Origin of the sequence: Corallococcus sp. bb12-1, assembly GCF_026626765.1 — a bacterium.
Classification (GTDB): domain Bacteria; phylum Myxococcota; class Myxococcia; order Myxococcales; family Myxococcaceae; genus Corallococcus; species Corallococcus terminator.
This window is the reverse complement of the sequence record NZ_JAPNJZ010000027.1, coordinates 440,290-457,552: the sequence shown is the minus strand read 5'-3', so window position 1 is coordinate 457,552 and position 17,263 is coordinate 440,290. Positions and strand designations below refer to the sequence as shown.

The following is a 17,263-nucleotide window of genomic DNA, read 5'->3' as shown; positions in this document are numbered from 1 at the left end:
GTCACAGCTCGTTGAAAATGAGCAGTCCCCGTGAGGAGTCCGCGACGTAGACGTGGCCGTCGCTGGGCACGCGGACGCCGTAGGCACCCTCGAAGATGCTGTCGCCCCGGTAGGGGTCGCTTTCGCGGAAGGTGTTGTAGTGCGCCACCTGCGTGGGCTTCGTGGGGTTGGACACATCCAGCACGCGCAGGCCCTCGTGGTACCAGGCCACGTAGAGGCGGGTGCCGCGCAGGATGAGGTTGTGGATGGAGGTGATGGACCGCATGCGGAACTCGCCCAGCTTCACGATGCGGGCGGGGTCGGTGACGTCGAGCACCCGCAGGTGGGAGCTGCTGAACTCTCCTCCTTCGAACGCGAGCGTCCGGCCGGCGAAGGTCCCCACCGCGCTGTGATGCGAATAGGCGAGGTCCGGCCTGGGGTATTGGCCCAGGTGGCGCACGTCGTCCAGGTCGGTGACGTCCATCATAAGGAGCCCGGCTCGTTCGAGAGCTGACGGGGACCGCCTTCGCTTCGCACAGGCAGGCCAGGAGGCACCTGCCGACCCCAAGGCCGGGCGCGTGGGAAAAGGATTGCCCAGGCCCTGAACCCGAGGTCTCCGCCGCTGTCGGCCTTCTGGCAGCGAGCTGCCACCTCAGGGGGGGAAGTCGTCCAGGGCCCGGTGGTTAGCCTCCTCCATCCGGGGGCGGCTGCCTCCGGCCGGGAGGCAGCATGTCGCAGGTGAGGGATTGGGTGGGCGCCGTGGCCCTGGCGTCCGTGTTCATGGAGGGGGGCGCCGCGCAGGCAGAGGGCAACGCGGTCCAGTGTGGAGACACCCTCACCCAACACACGAGGCTCACGCGGGACCTGGTGTGTCCGGGCACGGAGGCCCCCGCGCTCCGGGTCGTCGGTGAAGGCATCGTCCTGGACCTGGGGGGCCACACCGTGCGCCGCTCCGGCCCGGCGATGGGGGACTCACAGGGCATCGTGGTCGAGGCCAACGGCACGGTCCGCAACGGGACGATCCGCGGGTTTCGTTGGGGCTACGTGCTCGACAGTGGCGCGGACAACGTGCGGCTGCATGAGCTGTCACTCGTCGACAATGGGACGGCCATCTACCACCGGGGCGGCTATGCGCGCTTCCTCATCACGAACTCCTCCCTGCGCGGCAATACCACCGGGATGAGCAGTGCGTTCGACGAGGCCACCGGTGAGTTCAACATCCGCTCCTCGTTCTTCACCGGCAACGGGCGCGTGATGTTCGTGGATGCTCACGACGTGGATGTGGTCGAGTCGACCTTCAACTCGAATGAGAACGTCATCGAGTGCTTCAATGGCAACATCCGCATCCGGTCCAGCACCCTGGCGATGAACACCGCCGTGGGCTCGCTGGCGTTCGACCCGGCCGGCGGCTTCGACTTCTGTGCGGAGCTGCGGTTCGAGGACACGATGATCGCCAACAACACCGCGCTGGCCCCTCCGGAAGCTCCGGTCTGGGGGCCGTTCCGGTTCGTGATGCGCAACTCGTGGGTCGTCAACAACGGCAGCGGGCTCCACGCCGGAAGCCGGACGGTCTACCTGGAGGGCAATACCTTCTGGGACAACGCGGGCGGCCTGACGCTGGCCGACCTGCCGGAGACCGTTCCGTACCCCCTCACGGGCATCGTTCGCGGCAATCACTTCCTGCGCAATGCCAGCGACGGCTTCCGGGTCCTGGCGCCCAGCACGCCCACGGTGGTGGGCAACACCGCGATGAACAACGTGGGCTGGGGCATCCACGCGCCGACCGCCTACGACGCGGGCGGGAACGTCGCGCGAGGCAATGGCGCGGGCAACTGCGAAGGTGTCGCCTGCTCCGCCTTCTGAGCACGCACCTGGGAGCGGGGACTTCGCGATAGAAGGCGGGGACCATGAAGACTCCCCGACTCCCCGTGAGCCCACCCCGCGCGGCGATGCGACTCCAGGGCCTGGAAGGCAAGGCCCTCGTTTTCTGGTCCTATGCGCAGCACGGCGAGCGACTGGACCTGCACCACGGCAAGCAGGGCACGGACGGCAAGCGCGAGTCGCGCACCTTCCCCTCCGCCGAGGCGGCCGCGGCCTTCGCGCGCAAGCAGGTCTGGGCCCGGGTGGACAAGGGCTGCTGGTCCAGCGACCTGGCCTTCGAGTCCACCTCCTGGGCGCAGGTGAAGGACTCGGTGCAGGTGCCCGGCAACTCCGAACAGGACGAGGACCGGGTCCTCGTGCTCACCGGGGATGTCGTCGTGCCCCATGACCTGTGGCTCGACTTCCGTCGCGGCATCTTCGCCCAGGACGACCCGGACGCGGAGCCCTTCACCGGGCTCCTGGTGCGAGGCAACCTCACTGTCGAAGGCTGTGTATTCAACGGGGAGAACGACTTCGGGCCGTTCCTCCAGGTGGACGGCAACCTCGTCGCGACGAGCATCGCCATCGGTGGTTCGCGGCTGCGCGTCAGGGGCGACGTCACGACCGGGGACTTCGTGGCGGTCTACAACCACGGCAGCGTCTCCGTGGGAGGCGGGCTCGTCGCACGCACCATCGCCTCGGATTACACCCTGAAGGTGGAGGGCCCCGTGGATGCGTACCGCTATCAGGGGCAGGGCTCGAAGGTGTTCGCGGTATCGGGTGGGGTGGAGGACACGCAGGACCCCTATGAGGTGAAGGGCGTCTTCCTGCCGGCGGTGGTGTCCAGCGAGCGCGTCCTGCTCGACAAGGCGCGCAAACAGCTGGCCGTCGGCAAGCCCATCTCCCGTCCTGAATTCACCAGCATCCGGGCCGCGTTCCGCCAGTTCGTCTCCAAGAAGATGGCGGAGCCCGACAAGGTGAAGAGCCTGACGCTGGACAGCAAGGGCCTCACGTCACTGCCGGACGACCTCTTCCTGTTCCGTCGCCTGGAGAAGCTCAGCCTCCGGAGCAATGAGCTGCGGACGCTCCCCGAAACCCTGGGGCAGCTCACGGAATTGCGCGAACTGGATCTGCGCAGCAATGGCCTGTTGGCGCTGCCCGAATCCATGGGGGCGCTGAAGAAGCTCCGGGTGTTGAATCTGGAGACCAACTGCCTCTGGCGGCTCCCGGACTCGCTGGCGGAATGCGTGGAGCTGCGCGAGGTGAACCTCGTCAACAACCCGTATGCCTACCTCCGGAGGGCCTTCGGTGCGTGGAGCAAGGTCCGGTTCATGTGGGAGCTTCCGGAGGTCCTCACGCGGCTGCCGAAGCTGGAGGTGTTGAAGTTCGAGGGCACGCCGCTGCGCTCGCTTCCGACACGCCGCTTCGACAGCACCGTCCTGAAGACCGCCACCGTGCGTCGGTCACTGGTCACGCAGGTGGATCCGGAGCTTCACGATCAGCTCGACGTGGACGTCGCGTCCAGCCCCCAGAACGCGGCCGCGTACATCGGCTACTGGTTCAAACCGGAGAACGTGCGCCTCGACCACATCCATGACGTGAAGACGGGCCGCTATGACTTCACGGAAGTCATCGCGCTGCTGGGGCTGCTCCTGCGCCTCAACATCCCCACGGCGGCGCCCTATGGCGGGGCGCTGGAGAAGTTCCGGCTACAGAGTGAGGACATCGCCTGGACCATGGACCGGGCAGGCTCCTCTGCCCACCATGTCCGTGCGCTCTTCGTCGCGCTGGGGGACGCGCTGGGGCCGCTGGGCGAGCCCCATCCCGGCAACGCGCTCATCGCCGGGCTGAGGGACATCTTCTCCGTCCATGCGCGCAGGGGCACCTGAGTGCTCAGGGCGCGGGCTTCGCCGCCTTGCTCAGGATGAGGTCTCGCACCGCTTCGGCCGTGCCGGTGGCGGACTGAGGGTTCTGTCCGGTGACGAGCCGGCCATCCACCACCACCTTGGCCGTCCAGTTGGCGGCGGGCTGGTGCTTCGCGCCGCGCTCCTTCAGCGTGGTGGCCAGGAGGAAGGGGACCGCCTTCTCCAGCTTCACCGCGCGCTCCTCGTCGTCGGTGAAGGCGCCCACCTGCTTGCCGGCGACCAGGTACTTGCCGTCGCTCAGCTTGACGTTCACCAGCGCCGCGGGCCCGTGGCAGACGGCGGCGACGACGCGGCCGGCTTCGTAGACTTCACGCGTCACCCGCTGCACCGCCGGGCTGCCGGGGAAGTCCCAGACGGCGCCGTGGCCGCCCGCGTAGAAGACGGCGGAGTAGCGGGCCACCTTCACGTCGTCCAACTTGAGGGTGGTGCGCAGCGACTGCCGGAACGCGGGGTCGTTCCAGTAGCGCGCGTTGGTGGCGTCCTTCAAATCCAGGCCATCCACCGGAGGCTCACCGCCCTGGATGGACGCGAACTCCACCGGGATGCCGGCGGCCTGGAACACGGCCAGCGGGTGGGTGACTTCGCCCAGGTAGAAGCCGGTGGGCTCGCCGGTGCTGCCCTTGGTGGCGTGGCTGGTCATCACGATGAGGACCGGGGCCGGCGCGGCCGGCTTGACGGTCGGCGCGGCGGCGGTGGCCATCCCGAGCAGGGAGGCGGCAAGGAGGGAGGACATGGTCAGGACTCCTGAGGGAAGGGCCTCGCGGGGGGGGGGCCGGTCTCGTCAGACAAACTATTGTCGCCGCCGTCGGCGATAAATGGGGATGAGGGCATGTCACTTTTGCTACGGAGGCATGAATGGGCCGTCGCTTCGACCATCTGAACGACGTGGAGGCCTTCATCGCGGCGGTGGAGCGAGGTTCGCTGACGGCCGCCGCCACCGCGCTGGGGACGACGCCGTCGGTGGTGAGCCGTGCGCTCGTCCGGCTGGAGCAACGGCTGGGGGCGCAGTTGCTGCGGCGGACCACCCGCAGCCTGGGGCTGACGGACGCGGGGCGGCTGTACCTGGAGCAGTCGCGCACCGCCTTCGGTCTGCTCGCGGAAGCCGAGCGCGCCATCCAGGGACAGGGCGGCGAACTCACCGGCAGCGTGCGCCTCAGTGTTCCCACGACCTACGGGCACTATCGCCTGCCCGCGAAGCTGCGGACCTTCGTGCGCCGCCATCCGCGCGTGCAGGTGGAGCTGAGCATCTCCAACCGCAACGTGGACCTGGTGGCGGAGGGCTTCGACCTGGCCATCCGTCAGGGAGAGCTTCGCGACAGCGGACTGGTGGCACGGCGGCTGGAGGATGCACCCCTGTGCCTGGTCGCCTCGAAGGCATACCTGAAGGAAGCCGGGACGCCCCGGTCGCTGGCGGACCTGTCAGGCCATACGTGCCTGACCTTCGTCATGCCCAGCACCGGACGCGTGCCGCCGTGGAGCCTGCGCGAGGACGGACGCGACGTTGACTGGACGCCCCCCGCCTCTCTGCGGGTGTCGGATGACGTGCTGGGGTTGGTGTCGCTCGCCGAGCAGGGCATGGGGTTGTGCCAGACGTATGACTTCATCGCCGCCGACCGTCTGCGCCGGGGCACCCTGGTGGAGGTGCTGCCGAAGCTGCGGGGCCGCTCGCGGCCGTTCTCCGTCATCTACGTTCCGCACCGCAGCCTGTCCGCGGCCTCGCGTGCGTTGATCTCCGTGTTGACGGAGGCGGCTTGAGGCAGGGCTGGGTTCAAAGCCCCTGTGCCGCCCGACACGTCTTCGTGTAGAGGTCCCGGAAGAGGTTGTCCGGGTCGGTGCGCTGCTTCACCGTTTGATAGGTCTCCCGGTTCCAGATGCTCCAGAAGGTCTCCTCGTCGTAGTAGTTGTACGAGATGAGTGTCTTGGTGCCGTTGACCCGTTGCAGTGCGTCCTCGAACTCCTTGTAGAGGTTGCGGCCGGGCGGCTGCGGGAGGTTGTAGACCGCGAGGTCCAGGAACAGCGGATCGCTCATTCCGGCCCACCACTTCGGCGTCAACCATTCATAGTCACGCGTCCTCCGGAAGGGCACGCACCACACCGGGTAGTGGCGCATCTCGCGGTGATACCAATCCATGAACTCGGCCGTGCGCGAGAAGGGGACGAACACGTCCACGATGACCGGTGGGTCCTTCTCTGGCAGCAGGAGGTTGTGGAAGCGGTTCGCGGCCCTCAACACGCTGTCGGAGTGGATGAACTTTCCGACCAGCGCCCGGGCCAGCAGGTTCTGGGGCCTCGCGTGCGTGACGCCCCGGTTGTAGCGGAAGAGGTAGTCGTATGTCGTGAGGTAGTCCTCGGCGCGGCGCGGGATGGTCTCGCAGTACGCCGTGAGCCATTCGTAGCGGCTCACGTACGGGGCCTTCTCCACGAAGTGCCCCACGCACAGCACGTGCTTCGTGGGGGAGAAGATCTGCCCGTCCAGGTAGTCCGTGCCCTCGGCGCTGAAGTGGCGCCAGATGGCCTGCTGGAAGGCTTCGAGCGTGGGGTACGTCTCATACGTCACGCGCACGTAGGGAGCCGCGCGCACGAGCTTGAAGCGGATGCGCGACAGGATGCCCAGCGTCCCGAACGAACCGTGGAGCATCTGGAACAGCAGCGGCTGCTCCGTGGGCGAGCAATGCAGGACCTCACCCTTCGCGGTGATGACCTCGTATTCCAGACAGGTGTCGTGGAAGCCGCCCTGACGGAACGACATGGACTCGATGGAGCACCCTGCGATGGCGCCCCCGAGCGTGATGGTCTTGTGCTCCGGGACGATGAACGGCACGAGCCCCAGGGGCAGCGTCGCGCGCACCACCTGGTCGAAGGTCACCGCGGGCTCGGCCGTGCAGGTCAGCCCCACCGGATCGATTTCGAGGATCTGATCCAGGTCCCCCAGGTCCACCTTCTCGTCGCCGCGCCGCGAGTCATTCCGCTTGGGCACCTGATGGGGCGGCGACTTCTTCTTGAAGGAAGCGGGCCCCGTACCCTTGCGCTGCCTCAGTTGCCTGGCGATGGCTTCGACCCTGGCCGAATGCAGCGCCTCCCGCAGTGAGGACTCCCCCGACCCCCGCACGCTGGAAACTGGCTCCGTGAGCATCCGTCCCTCCGTCCTTCGTTCATTGGAACGTGGGGACTGTACGGTGGCGGGTGGGCTTTGGCCTGACAGCCCTGGCCTCCCCTGGTTGGCTGCACGACGGGCGGGCGCGGCGGAGACATTGTCACGGCCACGCAACAAGTCAGCGGTTTTGCCGAGAATTCCGTTATTTGTCACAAGTCCGGGTCGCGTATGGCCTGGACTTCCCCCCACGTACGGAACTTCTCCCCTGATGACTCCCTCGGTTTCCCGAACGAACTGGCGCCACGCGCTCGTCGTGTTGCCCCTGTTGCTCACCCTGGCCTGCGGCGGCGAAATGCCTTCCGAGCCGCTGGCGCCCCAGGACCGCGCCAGTGCCGCCGCCCTGGGCGCGCCCATCACCGTGTCCTTCCAGGAGCAGGTGGCCCCGTCGACCGCGTACACCGGCGCGTCGGACGCCACGCTCCTGCAGAACACCCCCACCGTGAACCTGGGCGCGGACGTGCTCATCCGGTTGGACCGCGACTATCCGACGAGCTCCGGGAAGGTCAGCAACGGCCTGCTGCGCTTCGACCTGGGCGCCATCCCGGCGACCGCGACGGTGCAGTCCGTCCGCCTGACGGTCAACGTGAGGAACTCCACCACGGGCGAGGGCTACTTCGTCCACCCCGCCAGCCGTGCCTGGACGGAGTCGCAGGCCACCTGGAACAACGCGACCAGCACCACCGCCTGGGCCACCGGCGGCGCCAGCGGCGCTTCGGACCGGGGCGCCACGTCCTTCGCCACGCTCAACGCGGGGGCGACAGGCTCGTACGGCGTGGACCTCAACGCGGCGGGCATCGCGGCCGTGCAGGGCTGGGTGCAGAGCGCGGCCGGAAACCACGGCTTCGTGCTGGATGCCATCACCAACATGGACGGCCTGGAGTTGGACTCCTCGGAGGCCGCCATCGCCGCCAACCGTCCGAAGCTGACGGTGACCTATGCGCTGCCGGACGAGCCGGGCAACCCCGGCATCCCCGGCCTGGACAACACCGGCCAGACGATTCCAGACACCAACTACGCCATCCCCGCGGGCGCCATCTTCCTGGCGACGAACGGCAATGACAGCAACGCGGGGACGCAGGCCGCCCCGGTGGCCACGCTCAACCGCGCCATCACGCTGGTGCCCTCCACGGGCGGGACCATCGTGGTGCGCGGCGGCACCTACCGCGACTGGTTCAACAACGGCGCCGGCAACTACAAGGTCAACACCAAGCCCATCACCTTCCAGGCGTATCCGCACGAGCAGGCCTGGTTCGACGGCACGGACCTGAAGCCCGCCTCGGCCTGGACCTCCGACGGCGCCGGCCACTGGTCCATGGACTGGAGCACGCCCAGCTTCTGCAACGGCGGCTACTACAACTTCAAGTACGACGCCCAGCCGACGACGAACCAGGGCCCGTGCAGCCACTACGACATGTATGGCGATCCGGCGAACCCCGCCGCGGGCGACCCGCAGATGGTCTTCATCGACGGTGCGTACGTGCACGAGGTGAAGACGCTGGCGGAGGCCACGCCGGGCAACTTTTTCTACGACTGGGACAACCGCCGCATCTACATCGCGACCAACCCGTCGGGCCACACGGTGGAGGTGGCCGCGCGCCCCGTCGCCATGGTGCTGGGCACCACGGGCCACAAGGTGCGGGGGCTGGGGTTCCGGCGCTACGCGACGAATGAGTACAGCAACACCACGAACGCGGCGCTCTACATCGGCGCGACGAACTCCCTGGTGGAGAACTGCGTCTTCACCCAGATGGCGGCGGGGTCGCTCAGCATCAAACCCCAGGGCGGCGTGGTGCGCGGCTCGGTGTTCGCCAACAACGGCTTCACCGCCATCGGCTCCAACGGCTCCACCAACTCCGGCACGGTCGTCACCGACAGCTTCCTGCTGGAGGAGAGCGTCATCAACGCCAACAACACGGAGCGCTTCGGCACCAACTGCTCGCGCTCTTGCGCGCAGGCGGGCGTGAAGATCGCCCACATGAATGGCTTCACGGTGCGCAACAACGTCTTCGAGAACAACCTGAACGGCGCGGGCTTCTGGTGTGACGAGGACTGCCGCAACGGCGTGATGGTCTACAACATCTTCCGCAACAACAAGATTGGCATCTTCTACGAGGTCTCCGACACCGGCATCATCGCGTCCAACCTCATCTACGACAACACCTACGCCGGCATCCAGGCGTGCTCGTCGAACACGAAGATCTACAACAACACCCTGGTCAACAACGCGGCCATCAACATCTGGATCTACGACGATTCGCGCAACGAGCAGGACAAGCGGGGCTCGGACATCGGTCCGGACACGATGAACGTGGATGTGTCCAACAACATCCTGTCGGGCGGGAACATCACCACCCTCAAGGCGTCGCGTTCCGACAACAACTTCACCAACACCGGGCCGAACACCTTCTTCTCCAGCCTGGACTACAACAGCTACTACCGCTCCGGCGGCGGCACGAAGTCGCTGATCAACTGGGTGGACACGGGCGGCGTGAACTACACGTCGCTGGCCGCGGTCCGCACGGCTCGGGGCTGGGAGAACAATGGCCACGACCTCGCGTCGGGCGGGGACCCGTTCTTCGTGAACCAGGCGCTGCGCAACTACGTCGTGCGCTCCACCAGCGCCGCGTACAACAGCGGCAGGCCGTTGCCCGCGGACGTGGCGCAGGTGCTCGGGGTGCCCTCCGGCACGGTGACGAGCCGGGGCGCGTTGAACTGGCCGGGCCGGTAGCCCTGTCCGCGTGAAGGCAGACAGGGCCCGGAGCCGGGTGGTTCCGGGCCCTGTGTCCTTGCGCGCGGTGCCCTACGACGCGGGCGCTTCGAGTTGCTGGCGCAGTTCGGAGGTGCTCATGACCTGGGTGCCTTCACGGTCCAGCAACGCCTGCCCATCCTCGGAGTAGAGCGCCGGGCGCCGGTACAGCATGCGCAGGGCGCGCAGGTGGGGGTAGACGATGGAGGCGCGGGGGTTCATCTCCCGCAGGTGCTTGCGCAGGAGCGGCGCGTACTTCGGGCTCTGGGCCGGGAAGATGTGGTGTTCCTGGTGGTAGCTGAAGTTGAAGTGCAGCCAGTTCATCACCGGGTGCGTCGCCACGCTGGCGGTGTTCACGAAGGGGTTGTCCGTCTCCTCCGCCGCCGGCTGCATCCAGTGGTTGGTAGCGATGTAGATCATCAGCGTGACGTTGCCGATGAGCAGCGGGAGCACCAGCGCGTAGAACGCGGCCCGGGGTCCCAGCACCCAGCCCAGCGTGCCCCAGCCCACGGCGAGGAGCACCGTGAGCACCCGTTCCCGGACGTGGTGCATGTGCACGTGCCGGAAGGCGGGCAGCCGGCTGTGGTACCAGAGGAAGGCCTGGCCCTGGGCGGTGAAGAAGACGCTGAAGCTGATGAAGCTGAGCCACGTCCCCGACCCCGGGGAGATCAGGTGGAACAGCTTCGCGAACCCCTGGGTGCGCCAGTCCGTCCGCCGGGGAAGGATGTCCGGGTCGCGGACGTGGACGTTGGCGGCGCTGTGGTGCGCCTGGACGTGCCAGGCCCGCCAGTTGCCGGGCGTGACGAGGAAGGGCGCGAAGCCCGCCCAGCCGAGCACGCTCTCCAGGGTCCGGCTGTGGAACACCGAGTGGTGCAGCGCTTCGTGCGCGGCGAGGCCCACCGCGGTGACCATCTGCCCCAGCACGAGCGCGAGCAGGAGGCACGCCCAGTCGGGCAGGGGCTGACTGCCAATGAGCCAGATCAACGTCGCCATCACCGGCACGAGGCCGAGCGCGACGATGCCTCGCAGGGGCTGTCGCTCGAAGGCCTTGGGGGGCAGGACGCGGCGCAGTTCCGAACGCAGTCGCCTGGCGTCATCCGAAGGGATGGGAACCGGGGTCGGAGGAAGGTCGTTCATGGGTTCGTCCGGGGCAATGGGGCTTCAGGCCATGGGGCGGGCGATGCCACCTTCGATGAGCATGCGCAGCCGTCCCGCTTCGTCATGCGCCGCCGCGCTGCCGCAATGCAGCAGGTCTCCCTCCACGTGCGGCGCGAGGGCCCGCAGGGAGAGGTGGCGGGGCGCGCCGTCGTTCCGCGTGAGCAGGTCCCGGTCGAACGTGGCCCGCTGGACCTGGACGGGCGCGAACACGTCGTCCGACACGCCCTCCACGTGCATCGCGCTCAGCCGCAGGGCCGCGTCCAGGAGGAGCGCGGGCACGTATGTTCCCGCCTGCCGGGGTTCTTCCGGCAGCCCGAGCCGCGCGAAGCGGGCGGGCCCATCCAGGCGGATCTCCTCCAGGCAGTCGAACATCTTCCTCAGTTCGATGGGGGAGCCGGTGGCGCAGTGCGGGTCGTGCACGACCAGTCCGTTCCCCGACGCCGTGGCGGCGGCGAGCTGGGGCGTCGTCCGGGGAGGCTCCGCCGACAGCGTGAAGCGGGCCTCGGCGTAGACGAGGTCGCGTTCGAGCACCACGCCGGATGCATGGACGATGTCGCCGGTGAGCCGGACCTGGACGCTGTGACAGCCGGGGGCGTCGCTCAGCGGGGTGCACTCGGCGCGCAGGGCCTGCTGGCCTCCCGGCTTCACGCGGATGAAGCGGGAGAACCGCGCGTCCTCGATGGTGACGGTCCGCAGCTCCGGGCGGTTGTCGCCCAGCGCGCTCTGGAACATCAGGTCCAGGGCCCACGCGCCCGGCAGGGTGGGGGTGCCTCGTACGAGGTGGTCCTCCAGACAGGGCACGCTCGCGGCGTCGACCACGAGCTCCTTTCGCGTAGGCCGGGGCGGTTCGGGAGGCCGAGGGGGCGGGGTGAGCAGCTCCAGGGCGTAGAAGGCGCGCTCGCTTTCGGTGAGCTGCACGTTGATGGGCTGGCACGGCAGGCCGTCCACCAACTGGAGGAAGAGCGCTTCGCCCTCGTCGGCGCGGATGCCGCGCAGCTTGCGGCTGGCTCCGAGCACCCGATACTCCGAGCCTCGCGTCATGCCGATACCGTCCCAGGCGAGCCAGCCCACGCTGCACCACTGGACCTCCTGGCGCGAGTCGCTGACCCAGGCGCAGAGCCGGTCCAGGGCTTCGTTGGCCGCGCCGTAGTCCGCTTGTCCGTCATTGCCAATGAAGCTGAACGCGGACGTCAGGACATGAAAGGGCACCGGCTGTGCGAGGCGGCTCGCGCAGGCCTCGCGGAGGTTGCGCAGGCCGAGCAGCTTGGTGTCCAGCGTGCTCCGGAACTCCGACAGCTTCCGGCGGTTCAGCTTCTTGGACACCTGCGTTCCGGCGCCATGGACCACGAGGTCCAGCCTGCCGTGCTCCCGGAGCAGTTCCTCCACCACCCGGTCCACCTCCTCGGGTCGGGTGACATCCGCGGCCCGGTAGTGCATCTGGCCGGGAAGCCGCGTGAGTCCGTCGAGCGTGGTCCGCAGCTCGCGCACGGCCAGGTGTCGTTCGAAGCGCGCACGCAACGCCGGCATGCGCTGGGTGCGGTCGCGGGCCAGCTCGGCGGCGTAGAACTCCCGCTCCACGGTGCCCAGCTCCTCGTCGCGGGCCTGGAGCATGCGCTCAGGAGCGTCGGACGGATCGCTCCGGCCCAGGAGCACGACCTTGCACCCGTAGCGCTTGAGGAGCGCCCCGGCGAGGACCGCGGTCACGCCGCGGCCTCCTCCCGTGAGCAGCACCACCGAGCCGGAGTCGAGTCCGGTCGCGGGGCGGGCGGGCACCTCGGTGGGTTGAAGCAGCCGGACGCAGCGCAGTGCTCCATCGAAGCAGACCTCGACGGGGGCGCTGTCGTCCTCCGCGCCCAGTTCGGTGGCGACGCGGTCGAGCGCCGCTGGGAGCGGCAGCGGGGTCGTGGAGACGGCCCGGATGCTTCGCGCCGGAACCTCGCGACCCAGCGACTTGAGCAGGCCGGCGAACAGGCCCGTCATCGGATGCAGGGTCCGGTTCGGACCGACGCCCCCGATGCACAGGCTGGCCAGCTCCACCGTTCCGGCGCTCAGTCCGGCATAGGCACGCCGCGCGCACAGGAAGAGCAGCTCCAGGGCTTCATGGCGCAAGGCCGTGTCCGCGACCACCGAGGCTTCGGCCGAGACGGGCTCCATCCGGCAGACCGCGAGGATGACCTGCGGCTCGAAGCCGAGCGCATCCAGGCCGGCCTCCGCGGTCTCCTCCCGTGACAGGTCGATGCCGTGGAGCCGTGCTCCCGCATCCGACGCACCCGCATGCAGGATGCGGAAGTCGGGACCGCACACCCCCTGTGCGTGGGAGGCGAGCTCATGGGCCAGGGATTCGTCCTGCGCGATGAACAGCACCCGCCGGCCTTGCAGCCGTGACGGTCCGCTTGTCCGAGCCGGACGCTCGACCAGGACCGGCGCGTGGTAGTGGATGGGAGCCGAGTGGTCGAAGCCTTCGGACGCTTCCGGGTCCGAGGAGGCCGTGTCTGTCTTCACCCCCAGGGCTTCCGACGCCATGCTGGCGAATCCCGTGGATGTCCTTGGCGCGGCGGACCCGGGGAGGAGCTGAAGCTCCAGCCGGATTCCCGTCGCGACATCCGGATGGAAGCGCAGCGTGGTGGTGCGTCCCTCGGAGGCGGCGCGCACCGCCCGGAGGACTTCCAGGGATTCCCCGGCCGAATGGGGCGGCAGCGTGAGATGTGGCCCGGAGCCCGCGTGCCCGTCGGTGGACATCCGCAGGTGACACAGGGGCTTCAGGCCACGCTGCGCCGCCTTGGCGGCCGTGGTGACCGCCAGCATCGCCATGCCCTCTTCCGGCGTGGACGGTACAGGCCCCCCTCCTGGGAGACGCACGTGTGGGCTGCCCACGAGCACCAGGTCGAACCCGCTGGCCAGCAGGGCTCGCGAGGCCCGCAGCGACGCGGCCAGTGAGTGGGCCCCCGCGTCCACCACGAAGTTCGGCCCCTTGGTGTCGAGCACTCCCGCCATCCGTCCCGGGGTGACGTTGGGCATCATCCCCTGGAGGGTGTACGGCCCGGACGGGCGCAGCGTGCCCACCACCGCTTCATGGAGGCGCTCCGCCAGGGGCAGGACTTCCGGAGCGCGCCGGGCATGCTCGCGCAGCCTGCGCAGCGTGGACGCGGCCAGCACCCGCTGGGTGGCCTCCACGCCCCGGCGCGTCTTTCCCTCCAGCCCCAGGACTATGGCCGTCCCCGCACGCAGCGTGTCGAAGCCTTCGAGCTTCCGCACGAGCGAGCTCGCGACGATGAGCCCCAGGTGCTGCGTGAAGTCCATGTCCTCGGTGATGTCCGGCAGCAGCCGCACGGACGCGGGCAGACGGAGGGCTCCGGTGTCGAACCGCGCACCCGGTGCGTCCGGCACCCCTGTCACCGGGGCTCCGTGGGCATCCGGGAACACTCCTTCCGCGGCCACCACCACGAGCTCCTCACCCGCCGGGGCCGCGAGCCTGGGACGCGGTGCGAGCGCACCGTCCCGGTATTCCTCCAACACCAGGTGCGCGTTGGTGCCCCCGAAGCCAAAGCCATTCGTGGCCGCTCGGCGCGGATGGGCGCCGTTCTCTGGCCACGGCTGTTCGCGCGTGCTCACCTCGAAGTCCGGCCCGAGCGCGCGCAGCGCGGCGCCCGGACGGTCGAAGTGGGACTGCTTCGGGAAGCGCCGGTGCTCCAGCGCCTTGCACAGCTTGATGACCGACGCCGCGCCCGCGGCCCAGCCGACATGGCCAATCAACGCCTTGACGCTCGCAAGCTGGAAGCCCTTGCGCTTGCCCCCGAAGACACGGCCAATCGATTGCAGTTCGGTGGTGTCGCCGGCCGGCGTGGCCGTCCCGTGCGCCTCGATGTACTGGATGGAAGCGGGTTCGACCCGGGCCGCCGCGTAGCAGGCCTCCATCGCGGCCACCTGCCCGTCCGCGCGCGGGACATTCGCGGAGCTGCTACGCCCGTCGCTGGAGAGCCCCGCGCCACGGATGACGGCATGGACCTTCAATCCCGCCGTGACCGCATCCTCCAGGCGCATCAGGCCGACCACGCCCGCGCCTTCACCGAAGATGACGCCATCCGCGCGCTCATCGAACGGCCGGCTGCCGGTGGCGGACAGGCCCTTGAACTGGGAGAACAGGCAGCTGTTGCCCGGCCCCGGAGAGAAGACGCCGCCCGCGAGCACCAGGTCGGCCTCGCCGCGCTCCAGGGCCTTCATCCCCAGGGCGATGGCGTAGAGCGAGGAGGCACAGGCCGCGTCGAGCAGCATCGTGGACACGCCCGGGCCCATCACCTCCGTCACCACCGCCTGGAGGGTGGGGTGCGGTGCCAGCTCAGAGGCCTGTGCCTGGATGCCGAGGGCGGCCTTCGCCACGGCGTTCAGCGCGGCAAGCCCCGAGGCCTTCTCACCGCGAGCGCGAAGCAGGGCTTCTCCCGCCTCCAGGCACAGCGCGTCGTCGTATTCCGGGGACCCGTCTCCCGTGGAGCCGAGCAGGCACTGGATGCGTTCCGGTGCGCGCGGCCCGGTGGAGCGCAAGGCTTCCACTGCCTGCGTGAGAGCGATCGCCAGCAGCTTCTGCTCCCGGCCGTAGCGCTGGAAGCGGACCGCATCCATGCCGGGAGGCGGGACGAGGTCGGCGTCATGGACCCGCCCTGTGAGCAGCGTATACGTGCGGTCCGGGGTGCCCGCCGGGCCCACGAAGTCCGCCACCTGTTCCGGGTGGCGCACGCCCGTGTCGACGATGCCGCTGATGCCCTGCTGGATGTTCCTCCAGTAGGTCTCCGGATCCTTCGCCCCACCGGGAAGCATGCAGCCCAGGGACACCACCGCGATCTCCGGCACCCCGCCACCCACGGTGTCACGCGATGCCGGGGGCACTTCAGGCATGGCGTCGGGAAGCATTCCGTCCAGCGAGGCCAGGGCGACTTGCGATTCCGAAGGAAGGATCCGCTGGACGATGCGCGACAGCCGTCCTCCCGTCCCGCAGTCGACGAAGCGGGTGCACCCCGCCCGGACCAGCGTCTCCACCGTGCCGAGGAAGTCGAAGGGGCGCACCAGATGGGAGGCGAGTGCCCCGGCCAGCTCGGCCTGCCCGCCGGCATACACGCGCCGCTCAATGGGCGAATAGATGGGGCCTCGCGGCGGGTGCACCGTCAGGCCCGCGAGGCTTTCGCGAAACGCGGTGACGGCGGGCGCGAGTCCCCGGTGATGGAACGGATATCGGCTGGAGATGAAGGTGAGCCCCTTGCCCTGTCGCTCCAGGAAGGTGCGCAGCTGCTCCAGCTCCGCGCGCGGTCCCGCGACCACCGTCTGCCGCGCGTGGTTGCGGCCGGCGACCTCCAGACCCCGGGCCCCGCAGTCCTTCAGGGCCTGGACGGTCTCCGGTTCGGAGAGCGCGATCGCCGCGAGCGTGCCCAGCTCCTCCGGGACCCGCTGGAGCGCCCGGATGCGCAGGCACACCACCTCCGCCCCCGTGCGCAGGTCCAGCGCCCCGGCCGCCGTCAGCGCGGCGATCTCCCCGAAGCTGTGGCCCACGAACACGTCCGGCCGCACGCCCTGACGCTGCATCCACCGGGCGCCGAGCACCCCGGACAGGAAGATGCCGAGCTGATCCAACAACGGCGCCCGCTCCAGCGCCCGGGTGACCGAGGCGACGTCCTCCGCCGCGAGCAGGGGCGTGAGGTCCATGCCCAGCGACCGGCACGTCTCCGAAACGGTCGCCAGCTCCTCGCGCAGCTCCGGCTGGAGCGCCTTCAAGCGCAGGAAGCGGTCCGGTTCGAACGTGCCCTGTCCCGCGAACAGGAACGCCGTGGCCCCGGCGGGCAGTTGGGGCTCCCGCGCCGGCTCCGGCGCGGAAGGCGGAAGGGTGACGCGCCGGGAGACGCCTCGCGCTTCGGAGTCCGCCAGCAGCAACCTGACCAACTGTCGGACAGGTTCCGGGAACAGCGCCTGGAGGGCGCCGCCGCCCTGGAGCGCTCGGTCCCGGAAGCTCTTCGGACCTTCGGGCTCGTGGATGCTGGCCAGGGAGTCGAAGCTGCGCTGGAAGGACTCCGGGAAGGAGCGCAGGGTGCCCTGCGCCTTGTCCGCGCAGAGCACGGTCTGGTAGCCGCAAGCCACCGGGGTGCCATCGCTCTTCAGCGTCCGGAAGCAGAAGCGCAGGGAGACCTCGCCCCGCTCCTCCAACGACGTCAGCACCACCAGCCGGTCCCCCAGGGCCGCCGGGGCCAGGTTGCGCGAATAGCCCTCGTAGGTGAGCAGCAGCACCTGGTCGAAGTCGCGCCGGAACTCCGGCACCTCGAAGGCGTGCGGACTGAAGAGCAGGTGCTCCCGGCCCGCGCACTGGAACTTGAAGTTGGTGAGGAAGTGATGGCTCCCGTAGGCCATCGTGTCATCGAAGTGGATGTCGTACGGGACGGCGAAGAAGTCCATGGCAGGGGC

Annotated in this window: 8 protein-coding genes and 1 pseudogene; 4 read left to right on the top strand and 5 right to left on the bottom strand. The window is 69.0% G+C overall.

Annotated elements, in window-relative coordinates:
* Position 1: 1 nt before the first annotated feature.
* A pseudogene (locus OV208_RS32920) lies at positions 2–469 on the bottom strand (LVIVD repeat-containing protein); the annotation flags it as partial.
* A gap of 239 nt (positions 470–708) precedes the next feature.
* Between OV208_RS32920 and OV208_RS32915 the strand changes: the two are divergent.
* Together OV208_RS32915 and OV208_RS32910 are read left to right on the top strand one after the other, a co-directional pair.
* Positions 709–1,842: a right-handed parallel beta-helix repeat-containing protein gene (locus tag OV208_RS32915; RefSeq protein WP_267577881.1), complete on the top strand. Its 1,134-nt coding sequence runs from the start codon at positions 709–711 to the stop codon at positions 1,840–1,842.
* Positions 1,843–1,886: 44 nt separating this feature from the next.
* The gene (locus OV208_RS32910) at positions 1,887–3,728 is read left to right on the top strand and encodes a leucine-rich repeat domain-containing protein (protein WP_267577880.1); all 1,842 of its coding nucleotides are present in this window, start codon (positions 1,887–1,889) and stop codon (positions 3,726–3,728) included.
* A 4-nt stretch (positions 3,729–3,732) separates the two neighbouring features.
* Here OV208_RS32910 and OV208_RS32905 read toward each other — a convergent pair whose 3' ends face one another.
* A complete protein-coding gene (locus OV208_RS32905; protein WP_267577879.1) occupies positions 3,733–4,497 on the bottom strand; it encodes a type 1 glutamine amidotransferase domain-containing protein in 765 nt (254 codons plus the stop codon).
* A gap of 122 nt (positions 4,498–4,619) precedes the next feature.
* Between OV208_RS32905 and OV208_RS32900 the strand changes: the two genes are divergently transcribed.
* Entirely contained in the window at positions 4,620–5,519 is a 900-nt protein-coding gene (locus OV208_RS32900) for a LysR family transcriptional regulator (protein WP_267577878.1), read from the top strand.
* Positions 5,520–5,532: 13 nt separating this feature from the next.
* Here OV208_RS32900 and OV208_RS32895 read toward each other — a convergent pair whose 3' ends face one another.
* Positions 5,533–6,897, bottom strand: a complete 1,365-nt coding sequence (locus tag OV208_RS32895) for an FAD-binding oxidoreductase (protein ID WP_267577877.1) — start codon at positions 6,895–6,897, stop codon at positions 5,533–5,535.
* Positions 6,898–7,126: 229 nt separating this feature from the next.
* On the opposite strand from OV208_RS32895, the gene OV208_RS32890 reads away from it, so the two are divergent.
* On the top strand, positions 7,127–9,646 hold the full coding sequence (locus OV208_RS32890) for a DNRLRE domain-containing protein (RefSeq protein WP_267577876.1): 2,520 nt from the start codon (positions 7,127–7,129) through the stop codon (positions 9,644–9,646).
* Positions 9,647–9,718: 72 nt separating this feature from the next.
* Here OV208_RS32890 and OV208_RS32885 read toward each other — a convergent pair whose 3' ends face one another.
* Together OV208_RS32885 and OV208_RS32880 are read right to left on the bottom strand one after the other, a co-directional pair.
* Positions 9,719–10,801, bottom strand: coding sequence for a fatty acid desaturase family protein (locus OV208_RS32885; protein WP_267577875.1), 1,083 nt, complete (start codon positions 10,799–10,801; stop codon positions 9,719–9,721).
* 24 nt (positions 10,802–10,825) lie between these two features.
* The gene (locus OV208_RS32880) at positions 10,826–17,254 is read right to left on the bottom strand and encodes a type I polyketide synthase (protein ID WP_267577874.1); all 6,429 of its coding nucleotides are present in this window, start codon (positions 17,252–17,254) and stop codon (positions 10,826–10,828) included.
* Between the last annotated feature and the right edge of the window lie 9 nt (positions 17,255–17,263).

Coding starts and splice junctions, on each gene's coding strand:
- OV208_RS32915 (WP_267577881.1), top strand. CDS start 709: ATGTCGCAGGTGAGGGATTGGGTGGGCGCCGTGGCCCTGGCGTCCGTG.
- OV208_RS32900 (WP_267577878.1), top strand. CDS start 4,620: ATGGGCCGTCGCTTCGACCATCTGAACGACGTGGAGGCCTTCATCGCG.
- OV208_RS32895 (WP_267577877.1), bottom strand. CDS start 6,897: ATGCTCACGGAGCCAGTTTCCAGCGTGCGGGGGTCGGGGGAGTCCTCA.
- OV208_RS32910 (WP_267577880.1), top strand. CDS start 1,887: ATGAAGACTCCCCGACTCCCCGTGAGCCCACCCCGCGCGGCGATGCGA.
- OV208_RS32885 (WP_267577875.1), bottom strand. CDS start 10,801: ATGAACGACCTTCCTCCGACCCCGGTTCCCATCCCTTCGGATGACGCC.
- OV208_RS32880 (WP_267577874.1), bottom strand. CDS start 17,254: ATGGACTTCTTCGCCGTCCCGTACGACATCCACTTCGATGACACGATG.
- OV208_RS32890 (WP_267577876.1), top strand. CDS start 7,127: ATGACTCCCTCGGTTTCCCGAACGAACTGGCGCCACGCGCTCGTCGTG.
- OV208_RS32905 (WP_267577879.1), bottom strand. CDS start 4,497: ATGTCCTCCCTCCTTGCCGCCTCCCTGCTCGGGATGGCCACCGCCGCC.